Consider the following 9,189-nt stretch of genomic DNA (forward strand, 5'->3'; position numbering starts at 1 on the left):
GCTTCGCAGACGAGCCAAGCCCGTCTTTGCGAGCGGGAGTTTTCAACTCCCTGCACCCACCTAAAGCACACCGAGCCGTGCCAGGCTCGGCGTATTCATTGAGTGATAGTGATATTTGCTTATTTACCTTTAAATTTCGGTCTTTTTCATGCACTTGCTCGCTTTCGTCAAGTTCGATGTTATACGTAGAGGTTATATATTTTTTGGTCGGAGCAAAGCCCATATCGTATAGCGTCTTGTCTCTTGTAGCGCGCTCGGTATTAGGAGCGTCTTCGTCGAATAGTTTTGCATAAAACTCGCCGTTATAGCCGTTGATTTCCTTAAAAAAACTTATAGCCTTGTTCATCACGAAGACTAAAATTTTGCCGTCGTTTGCGGCCAAATCCTCTCTGATTTCATTATGTGTCTTTGCCGCAGCATAGCTGCCTTCTTTTACGTCGCTGGCTAAATTTGCACCTAAAATAGCCTTGCTGATTTGATTGTCGAGGTATGCGGGAAGTCTCGTAAAATCTACGTTTGAGGTAGGCTGCACCAGCGTGATCTCCTCGTCTGTGTCTATGACCGCGCTATCGCCGCTAAGCATAGCTTGCACTTCCGCAGCCATTTCGTCGGGCTCGTAGCTAGTTTTTGCTATCGCCCAGGGCGATCCGAATTTTTCTAAAAACCTAAACCAAAACTTCAAGCTGGCGTTTTTCATCTTGACGGGAAAATACAGCTTTTTTAGTAGCCCGTCTCCGTATACCTTTCTAAAATTCGCTCTGTTTAATGCGTATATAACTTTTAAAGGCGGAATACTCTGCTCGCTTCCGCCGGCGTTAAACACGAACTCGCCCGCGTCGTTAAATTTAAACTGCCTAAAATCGCGCTGCACGAGTCTCGGGTATACAAGACCTTCTTTTTCTTTGTAGTTGATCTCAAATACGTTTAGTCCGTAAAGATAGGTCTCTAAAATTTGGCTGACGACGTCTGGGTTAAAAATCTTTTTAAATTCGTCCTTAATTTTTTCATCGTCGCAAACGATTTGGATCTCTTTTTTCTCGGTCACGGACTTGCGGCTCACGTCGCACTGCGTAACGGTAAGATCGGCTAGTATCATATCCATATCGTCGTCGCCAATGCTGGAAACTCCCGTATTTATCAGCAAATCTATAAGGGTACTGTTTTGGGCAATAACGGCGCTCTTGCGCTTTACGATAGGCGTCTGAATTCTATCGTTTCTGTTCGGTTTTATGTATTTAAAATTCAGTCTTTTCTTGTTCATCTTATGCGCCTTTTTACTTTCTTTTTTAGTTTTGTTAAGTCGTATGCGCCCGCTAAACTGTCGGGCGCGTCGTCGTGCTTGGCTTCGGGATACTCCGTAAGCTGTTCTATAAGCAGGCTTTGGCTTTGATGAAAGAGTATTTCGCCGTCCTCTATAGGCACCTCAAGCTCCTCTATTCTTTGCCCTTTGCTTGCGGTATTATTCACGCCTTTTAAAGGTAGCTTAACGCCTATCTCAAAGGCCTTTTCTCTGATCCAGCCCCTAAAAAACTCCTGCCCGCCGTTGCTCTCTATCGCGCAAACGCGGCATTTATAGAGCTGATTAAGCCTAATGATCTCTTTGATGGTATTCTTGGTCTTCATGACCTCTACTATGCTTTCTGTTACGTAGATCTTGGCTTCTGCTTTGCTCACTCCTAGCACCGTGATCGCCGTGTAGTCTGATTTTTTCTTTTCGCCTGCGGGGTCGATATACATCACGAAATAATCGCACCTCGGAAGCTCGCGGTAAAAATGCATACTCTCTTTGGTGAAAATTTGAGTTTCGATACGCGGATCGTTTTGCTGCTCTTTGTTAAAAGATTTCAGGTTTTCGGCGCGCTTTTGCATGAGTTTTAAAATCGGTAGTGCATCCTCCCAAAGCACCCGCGCCCCATCGTCCATAAGGGTTTTGTTTTTTAGATAAAACGTTTCGCTAGCCTCTTTTGAAACATTTTTGTAAAGCTCGCTCCATCTCTCCCATAAATCCATACGCTTTGGGAAATTTACGATGCTTTGGTACTTTTTGGCATTCCAAAATTTAAGCTTGAGCTTCCTAGCTAAAACGCTATCTGCGTGAAGTATGGTGCCGATATAAAGCACGTCCAGACTTCCGTCTACGCTGCCCAAATTTAAAACCGCTTCGTCTAGCCACTCCTCGAGCTTGTCGCGTTGCTCTTTACTGCGCACGTTGGTGTCGTTTTCTAGGTCGTCTAGAATTACAAGATCTGGGCGGTATACGCCGAACTTTACACCGCGCAGTCTTTTACCAGAGCCAAACGCCTTAAGCTTGACTCCGTTTTTAGAGACGAACTCGCCTATCTTCCAGTTCTTGCTTGCGCCGCAGACGTGCGGGAAGTCCATTTTTAAATTTGCGTTGTCCTCAAGCTCGGCTTTGATGGCTTCAAGACACCCCTCAACGAGCTCCACGGCATCTGAAATTTCGACAATGAAGCGCTTCTTGCTAAAACAAATACACCAAAGCGGAAGAAGCTGCGAGCAGTACGTGGTCTTTGCATGACCGCGCGGCGCGGCACGGGCGTATTTGTCTCCGCTTGCGTTTTGCGTCATAGCTTCAAAAATCTGCGCTAGATCTTCGTGAAGCGCGCAAGAGCTGCTAATGCTAAAATAGTGTGGGAAATAAGTCCTTGCAAAAAACATAAAATCGTGCTCGGCGCGTTTTACCCTTGCAGCCCTATCTTTGGGAGATAGAGGACTATTTAGATGTATCTGCTCTTTTAGCTCGCCGCTAAGCTCCTCTAACCAGCCGTAAAAGTCTTTGCGCGTGAGCTTGCTAAGTTCGGGTTCTACGGCGCCGGCTTGCTTGTGCGTTTCTCTACTGTCCTCTAAAAAGCTATCCAGTTCGTCTTTTGAAAAAAGCATGTATTCTCCCTAAACGTCGAGTTCTTCGATAGCTTTGACGAATTTTTCGCTCTCGATGAGCTCTACGAGTTTTTTGATACACTCTTTGTTTTCGTCGTCTTTAAATTTATCGACTACTAGCATAATGACCTTTTTAGCGATGCTTAGACGGTATGCCGCTGGATTTTCGTAGCTTGCTACCTTGGTCATCTTGACGAAGCTATCGCCTATTTTTGAAAGCGCCTCGGCCTTTTTGCCTGCAGGCAGTTCGCTCTCTCTGATGTCCTTAACCGCAAGGCGCATCTCTTCGATGAAGTTTTGATAGATGTTTTGCTTATCTTCGCCGCTCTTATTTAGATAGCTTGCGGCTTTTAGTTCGTCCCAGTCGCCGTTTTGAGATTTGTAGTTTTTTATGGTTTTTACGGTTTTGTTTAAAATTTCGGCTATACGTTCTAAACTAAAGCCTTTTAAGTAAAGTTCTTTAGCCAGTTCTTTGATATTTGGTTTTTCAGCCATTTAAATCCTTTAAGTCCATTTTTTTCTCGCTGTGCCTAAACGCTCTTATGCCGAGCTTGGGTGCGCTGTCGTCTTCTAAAGTAATGGGAAGCTTTTTGCTAGCCATTTTTAAAAGTAAAGCGTCTAGCTTTGCTATTTGTTCGTTTAGCGCCTCTTTGGGGAAGTTGTTTCGCTTTTTTAGCTCGATAATAGTCAAATTTACGCCGATGTCTTTTAATAGCGGTGTAGGGTTTTGCGGAAGTTTGATGAAAGAGGAGATATAAGCCAAGGCATCGTTTACGCTATCGTCTATGACGCCTTGATTAATGGCGCCACTTCCTTCAAAATCGCTAAGCTCAAGCAACTCTCTAGTAGAAACTTCTTTTAGCAAATCGTCATTAGTTATATCCATCTTATCTCCAAATATTTTAAGCCTTTTAACGAGCGTTAAAGGCGCGTTAAAACGTTTAAAATATTTTTTTAGTATATTCGGTCATTTTTAATTTAAAAGGGCTCTAAGCCCTTTTAAATTACATTTTTAGCTCGATGATCGCGTCAAGCCTATTGCATATCGGAAGCGGTCTACTTTCGCTAACTATGCCCCAGCCCATACCTTTGTCGAGCACCTCGGGAGCCGCAGCAAAGAATTTAGTCGGAGCTTTGCCGATGGCAGACGTATGGTTTGCTCTCGTATAAACTACCTCAAAGATGTCGTCCATCAAAGGCACTACTACGCCTTTTTTGCCGCTCATGTAGCTCGTATCTTTGCCCTTCGTATTTTTGTACGAGGCATCATACGGCATAAAGGTCTTACCAAAAAGTTTAAGAGTTAAAACTCCGTTACTATCGACAACTTCGCAGGATTTTAGTTTTAGAAGCTCCTGGGCTTCGGCTAGTTTAAGTAGCTCGCCAAAAAGCTCTCTAGTTACTAACGCGATATACGGCTTTGCAACGCCTAACACCTCTTTTTGAGCAGCCTCGATATCGCTTAATAAATCTAATAACTTAGTCGCATTCGTGATAGTTATCTCTTTTCTATTTGCACTAAGTTCAAACAGCACCTTTCCTTTGCCGTCCATTACCTTACCGAAAATAGCGCCTATGGCCATATACTCTACGGTGTTGGTGATCTTGCTCTTTTGGCTAGCTAGTTTTTTGCCGATAGCCGCAGACAATGATTTAAGCTGCTCGCTTTGGGTATTGAGCGTTCTTAGTAAATTCATCTCGCTAGCCGGGAGTGGATCATACTGTGGGAAGCGAGGAAGCGGCACGGAAATAATGGTTTGGTCAGGGTTTTTTGTCACCAAGTGCTCTCCGTTTTCGCTAACGCTTTCAAGGATTATGCCCGCACCTTTTTCGATGATAATGTTATGGGTATTGGAAAGCGTCGGAGTCCATTTTTTGAAAAACGTATCCGTTATAAAATTTTGATCGGCCTTAGTCTGATTTATGATCTCAGTCATAGCCTCGACCGTAAATTTTTTTAAAAGTTCATCCATTTTTATCTCCTTATCTCACTATAATTTTTTGTTTGAATAGCGCGGTTTTTAGCTCCGCAGCAGTGCCTTCCAGCATTACCTCGCCAAGTACTAACACATCCGCTTCTTTGGTGGTTTCTACGTTGTCGCAAAGCACGCCGAATACCGCCTGGGCGTTTGCGATGGTCGTAGTTTGGTTGTCGCTAGTTACGGCCGCAAAACTCTCGCCGCCGTTAATACTAAATAACACCGTTCCGCATTCCAAAACCTTTGTAGTCTCTACCTTGGCGTTAACGCCTAGCACCTTGTTTACGACCACATCCCCGATAGTCTTTGGCTTTTTTTGTTCGTTAGACATTTTATTCTCCTCCTAATGCAAATTTAATGACGTCTATTTCTACGTCAGATTGGCTTTTGTTGGCAAACATATCGTTACCGGGCGCGCTCGTTTTTTGCTGCGGCGGCGTAACGCCTTTTAAAAACTCTTTAAAGCCATTTAAATCGGCTTTTGCGTAACTGAGTGCCCACTGCTTTTGACTTTCTTGCAGCTTATTTGCGATAATAGCTGTGTCTACCGCGCTTTGAGCCAGTTGTTCTTTTAGCGTAGCGACCTCTTGTTTAGAGGCATCAAGCTGATTTTTAAGCTCGACTATCTGAGCCTCATAGTTCGCGCCGTTTTGTGTAGCAGTCTGAGCCTGCGGCTCGCCTTTTGGATTTTTAGTATCATCCATGTTCGTCTCCTTAGTAAAATTTTTATTTGCTCTTACTTCGCCCAGCTCGTCAAGAAACGGCTTATTAGTTAGCGCCGCCGAGTGCAACGTGCACCCCTGCCAAGCTCCGGTTTTTTCGTCTACGCCCATAAAGTCGTAAACTGGGCTAAGATATTTATATTCGCCGTTTTTGATGAAATCCTTTGCTTTAGCCGTCCAACTTACGCGCCCGTAAAGCGCGCCGTCTTTTATAAAAAGCTCTTTTATCCAGCCCGCGGCAGGCGCTATCTCCCCGCTTAAAGTTTGGTGTTCGTAGTCGATCACTATATCTAGGCTGCGCTTGTCGAAATTTAGTTTCATCTTTTCGATATCGGCGGCGTCTATACTAAACGTTCCTCCAGCGTGTCCTTGCCAAACTCCGGTTACGGCTAGGCAAATTTCGCTTAAAACTTCTTCTTTATCGTTCTTTAGCGCGATTAAGTCTTTTGTTATGAGCATAAGAATTCATCCTTTTCTAAAAATTGCGTTTGTATCTGCCTGGTGAGCACGTAAACGTAGCCATAGTCTGTAATATCGTTTAGCGACGCCTTAGCGCTTTGGGGCTCTATCCTAAACTCGTTACATAAATTCGAGTTTCTTAGTCTTTCATCTATCGCCTCGCATAGAGCATAGGCTTTAAATTTATTGGCTTGTCGGTAGTTTTGATTTTTGTTTGAAGTGCAAGCTAGTATATGGATATTATATGTCGCGCTTCGCTCTACTACGTTTTCGTATTTTTCATCCACGAACTCTACGAATACGAAGCTCTCGCCGCCTTTTATCAATAGCTCCATCTCTTCTTTATTGTTAAACTCGCCCAAATACGCTCTAATCACCGAGTTTTTAGGTTCGGCCACTTCTCTAATCGTATTTATAAGTTCTTTTTCAAATTCTTCCAGCATTTAGCGCCTTTGATTATTTTTTGTGCGAATTATGGGCTGTTTTGGGCCGAAAATCTATTACAGAACTTTGACAAAGTTTTTTGACAAAAAATCGTGATAGATTTTGGGGCGGGTATGGCGTAATATTGCGGCAAAAGTTTGGAGGATGCCATGACCTTAATAGAAAAAATCAAAGAAAACGAGGGCTTTAGTAACAAGGTATATGAAGATACTCTTGGCTACTCTACCGTGGGATACGGCTTTTTGCTTGCCGCGCTTACGGCCGACGAGCTAGCGCTAAACGGCGGAAAGGCGGAGCCTATGAGTAAAGATGTCGCAGATAAAATTTTAAAACTCAAGCTTGAAAAACTTACTCCTGCAGTCTTTGCGACGTTTGATTGGCTAAAGGAAAAACCGCAAAACGTCCAAGAAGTGGTGATAGAAATGGCCTATCAGCTAGACGTTTCAAAGGTTAAAAAATTCGTAACCACGATGCACCATATAAGAATGGGCGAATACGAAGCCGCCTATCAAAGCGGCATGAGCTCTCTTTGGGCGAAACAAACTCCAAACAGAGCAAAAAAGGTATTAGGAGGCTTATTGTGAAGTTAACGATAACGCGCTTTAAAAATATAAGTGACGGTACGATAGGAAAGTTCGAACTGCGCGAAGCGGACGAAAAGCCGCTACTTTCAGGCTATACTCTTGAACCCGCGGGTGAAGACTGCGTAACGCCGGGGCGAGATCTACGCGTGCCGCAAGGAGTATACGAGACGGCATGGGAATATAGCCCGCGCTTCGGACGGGTTCTAGCAACGCTTTTTAACGAAAAGGTAAGCAAAAACCGCCGTATACTTATCCACGCGGGAAACTACCCCAAAGATACACTAGGCTGCGTTTTGATAGGCGCCAAAGCGGATGAAAGAGGAATTTACGATAGCAAAAAGACGCTTGAAGCCTTTATGGAGCGAGCCAAGAATAAGCCGCTAACCGTAGAAATCATAAACAAAGGCGTTTAAATGGGGTTTTTAGCAACTAAACTTCCTATCGTAGGCTTTGCGTTGGCCGCGCTTTTGGGTCTTGCTTGCGTAAATTTGTTCCTCGAAAATTCAAGGCTAGAGGGCGAAAATTCCGTCTTGGATAAAGATATTGGGGATCTAAAAGAGAAAAACGAGCGACTGACCAAGGACTATGCTACGGTAAAAAATAATCTAAACGCCTGCAACTCCTCTCTTTCTTTACAAAACGAAGCTATAAAAGCCGCCGCGGTAAAGATCGACGATACTCCGTCAAAAGAGGCCGAGCGGATAAAGAAGATCTACGTCAAAGATAAAAGCTGCGAGGCGGAACTAGCGGCATATAAGGAGCTGTTTCGTGATTAGGATTTTGCTTTTTTGTCTATTTGCTTTGATATTTGCGGGCTGTGCGGCCAAACCTCAAGCGAGCGAGCCGCATATCATTTACCAAGAAAAATACGTGCCCGTAAGGTGCAATGCCAAGATGCCCGATAAACCAAAAAACGACGGCACGTTCGAGACGGATAAGAGGATTGCTATTTATTACCGCGATTGCGAAAGATTTCTCAAACAATGCCTGGGGATAAAGGAATAAAATGGAAAATAGCCTAAATTTTAGCGACGAGATTAAAGAAGCTACGGGACTTATCAACTCGGCGGGAGCTTGGGGGACGAATGAGTTTTTGGTCTTTATGGTGATTTTCGGCTTTATCGTCTTCGTGGTGATCTTTTGGCTACTAAACAAAACCGCAAACAAAAACGCCGAAATTTTGGTGGATATTTCCGTAAGAAGCAACGAAGCTATAAATAACAACACGGTCGCCACCAGAGAGCTGGTAGAAACGCTACGCACCGAAAACGGCGCAAACCGCCAAAAACTAAACGAAATTCACGACGACGTAAAAGAGATAAAACAAAACGTGAGACGAAGGCGGCCTATTAAAAATAATAAATTTAGCGAGCATATCGGCGATGAGTAGGGAATATTTTATAGAAGTAGCAACGATTAGCGAAGTTCGCGGCGACAAGGCAAGAGTAGCCGTAGGCTCTATGGTTACCGATTTTTTGCCCGTGCTGCAAGCTTTTTCAAACTCCTTTGCCGTGAGCTTCTCTCCTATCAGAGCGGGCGAGCAGGTGCTGGTCTTGCCGGTAAGAGGCAACCTAAACAGTGGCGTCATACTTCGCGGACTCTACCAAAGCGCGCACAAAGAGGAGCCGACGGATAAAAAGGTGCGCGTAAGCTTTGAAGACGGCGTAAGCATGAGCTACGATACGGCTAGCTCTACTCTTGAAATTGCGGCACCGAAACAAATAAATATAACCTGCGAAAACGCAAATTTAAACGCTAAAAACGTAACTGTAACGGCAAACGACACTACTGTAAAAAGCCCAAATATCAAGCTACTAGGCGACACGTTCATAGAAGGCGCTATAAGCACGGCCGGCGACGGCGGCGCAAGCGGAAGCTTTGAGATAAACGGAAACGTAAGAATAACCGGGTCTATAACGACGGGAGGCGACGCAAGTTTCGGCGGCAGCGTAAGAGACGGCAGAGGTGATCTAACCAACCATACCAACAACGGACTAGCGAGGGACTAATGGCAAAGTATCTAGCGGATATAAAAGAAAGCATAAAAGACATCTTGCTTACACCCCTTGGCTCGCGGGTTATGTTGCCGGAATACGGCAG

13 protein-coding genes are annotated in these 9,189 nt (G+C 44.4%); 5 read left to right on the forward strand and 8 right to left on the reverse strand.

Translation table 11 applies throughout. From position 1 onward, the window contains the following. The 8 genes from UNSWCS_RS10080 to UNSWCS_RS10115 all read right to left on the reverse strand — a co-directional run. The coding region (locus UNSWCS_RS10080) for a DUF935 family protein (protein WP_200862629.1) at positions 1–1,261 on the reverse strand (1,261 nt) is incomplete at its 3' end. After that, positions 1,258–2,901, reverse strand: coding sequence for a phage terminase large subunit (terL, locus tag UNSWCS_RS10085; RefSeq protein WP_021088427.1), 1,644 nt, complete (start codon positions 2,899–2,901; stop codon positions 1,258–1,260). The genes terL and UNSWCS_RS10080, both read right to left, overlap by 4 nt. 9 nt (positions 2,902–2,910) lie before the next feature. Continuing rightward, entirely contained in the window at positions 2,911–3,396 is a 486-nt protein-coding gene (locus tag UNSWCS_RS10090) for a DUF1804 family protein (protein WP_021088424.1), read from the reverse strand. Next, positions 3,389–3,787: a phage protein Gp36 family protein gene (locus UNSWCS_RS10095; RefSeq protein WP_021088432.1), complete on the reverse strand. Its 399-nt coding sequence runs from the start codon at positions 3,785–3,787 to the stop codon at positions 3,389–3,391. The genes UNSWCS_RS10090 and UNSWCS_RS10095 overlap by 8 nt, the downstream gene beginning before the upstream one ends. Positions 3,788–3,905: 118 nt before the next feature. Next, the gene (locus UNSWCS_RS10100; protein WP_021088430.1) at positions 3,906–4,874 is read right to left on the reverse strand and encodes a major capsid protein; all 969 of its coding nucleotides are present in this window, start codon (positions 4,872–4,874) and stop codon (positions 3,906–3,908) included. Positions 4,875–4,884: 10 nt separating this feature from the next. Beyond that, entirely contained in the window at positions 4,885–5,211 is a 327-nt protein-coding gene (locus UNSWCS_RS10105; protein WP_021088428.1) for a hypothetical protein, read from the reverse strand. A 1-nt stretch (position 5,212) separates the two neighbouring features. Then, complete coding sequence (locus UNSWCS_RS10110) at positions 5,213–6,061, reverse strand: phage protease (protein WP_021088433.1); 849 nt, start codon at positions 6,059–6,061, stop codon at positions 5,213–5,215. Further along, positions 6,052–6,504 carry a hypothetical protein gene (locus tag UNSWCS_RS10115; RefSeq protein ID WP_021088423.1) on the reverse strand — a complete coding sequence of 151 codons (453 nt, stop codon included), beginning with the start codon at positions 6,502–6,504 and terminating at the stop codon, positions 6,052–6,054. Before UNSWCS_RS10115 ends, UNSWCS_RS10110 begins: the two co-directional genes overlap by 10 nt. Before the next feature lie 150 nt (positions 6,505–6,654). Here UNSWCS_RS10115 and UNSWCS_RS10120 point away from each other — a divergent pair, with 150 nt between their 5' ends. The 5 genes from UNSWCS_RS10120 (at position 6,655) to UNSWCS_RS10145 (ending at position 9,098) form a co-directional block, all read left to right on the forward strand. Then, positions 6,655–7,089, forward strand: coding sequence for a glycoside hydrolase family protein (locus tag UNSWCS_RS10120; RefSeq protein ID WP_021088426.1), 435 nt, complete (start codon positions 6,655–6,657; stop codon positions 7,087–7,089). Beyond that, the gene (locus UNSWCS_RS10125; protein ID WP_035143945.1) at positions 7,086–7,502 is read left to right on the forward strand and encodes a DUF5675 family protein; all 417 of its coding nucleotides are present in this window, start codon (positions 7,086–7,088) and stop codon (positions 7,500–7,502) included. The genes UNSWCS_RS10120 and UNSWCS_RS10125 overlap by 4 nt, the downstream gene beginning before the upstream one ends. Continuing rightward, the gene (locus UNSWCS_RS11575) at positions 7,503–7,865 is read left to right on the forward strand and encodes a hypothetical protein (protein ID WP_021088425.1); all 363 of its coding nucleotides are present in this window, start codon (positions 7,503–7,505) and stop codon (positions 7,863–7,865) included. Positions 7,866–8,095: 230 nt separating this feature from the next. Continuing rightward, on the forward strand, positions 8,096–8,479 hold the full coding sequence (locus tag UNSWCS_RS10140) for a hypothetical protein (RefSeq protein ID WP_021088431.1): 384 nt from the start codon (positions 8,096–8,098) through the stop codon (positions 8,477–8,479). Then, positions 8,472–9,098 carry a phage baseplate assembly protein V gene (locus UNSWCS_RS10145; RefSeq protein WP_035143946.1) on the forward strand — a complete coding sequence of 209 codons (627 nt, stop codon included), beginning with the start codon at positions 8,472–8,474 and terminating at the stop codon, positions 9,096–9,098. Before UNSWCS_RS10140 ends, UNSWCS_RS10145 begins: the two co-directional genes overlap by 8 nt. The last annotated feature ends 91 nt before the right edge of the window (positions 9,099–9,189 follow it).

The sequence above is a fragment of the Campylobacter concisus UNSWCS genome, assembly GCF_000466685.1.
GTDB lineage: Bacteria > Campylobacterota > Campylobacteria > Campylobacterales > Campylobacteraceae > Campylobacter_A > Campylobacter_A concisus_A.

Coding starts and splice junctions, on each gene's coding strand:
- terL (WP_021088427.1), bottom strand. CDS start 2,901: ATGCTTTTTTCAAAAGACGAACTGGATAGCTTTTTAGAGGACAGTAGA.
- UNSWCS_RS10090 (WP_021088424.1), bottom strand. CDS start 3,396: ATGGCTGAAAAACCAAATATCAAAGAACTGGCTAAAGAACTTTACTTA.
- UNSWCS_RS10095 (WP_021088432.1), bottom strand. CDS start 3,787: ATGGATATAACTAATGACGATTTGCTAAAAGAAGTTTCTACTAGAGAG.
- UNSWCS_RS10100 (WP_021088430.1), bottom strand. CDS start 4,874: ATGGATGAACTTTTAAAAAAATTTACGGTCGAGGCTATGACTGAGATC.
- UNSWCS_RS10105 (WP_021088428.1), bottom strand. CDS start 5,211: ATGTCTAACGAACAAAAAAAGCCAAAGACTATCGGGGATGTGGTCGTA.
- UNSWCS_RS10110 (WP_021088433.1), bottom strand. CDS start 6,061: ATGCTCATAACAAAAGACTTAATCGCGCTAAAGAACGATAAAGAAGAA.
- UNSWCS_RS10115 (WP_021088423.1), bottom strand. CDS start 6,504: ATGCTGGAAGAATTTGAAAAAGAACTTATAAATACGATTAGAGAAGTG.
- UNSWCS_RS10120 (WP_021088426.1), top strand. CDS start 6,655: ATGACCTTAATAGAAAAAATCAAAGAAAACGAGGGCTTTAGTAACAAG.
- UNSWCS_RS11575 (WP_021088425.1), top strand. CDS start 7,503: ATGGGGTTTTTAGCAACTAAACTTCCTATCGTAGGCTTTGCGTTGGCC.
- UNSWCS_RS10140 (WP_021088431.1), top strand. CDS start 8,096: ATGGAAAATAGCCTAAATTTTAGCGACGAGATTAAAGAAGCTACGGGA.
- UNSWCS_RS10145 (WP_035143946.1), top strand. CDS start 8,472: ATGAGTAGGGAATATTTTATAGAAGTAGCAACGATTAGCGAAGTTCGC.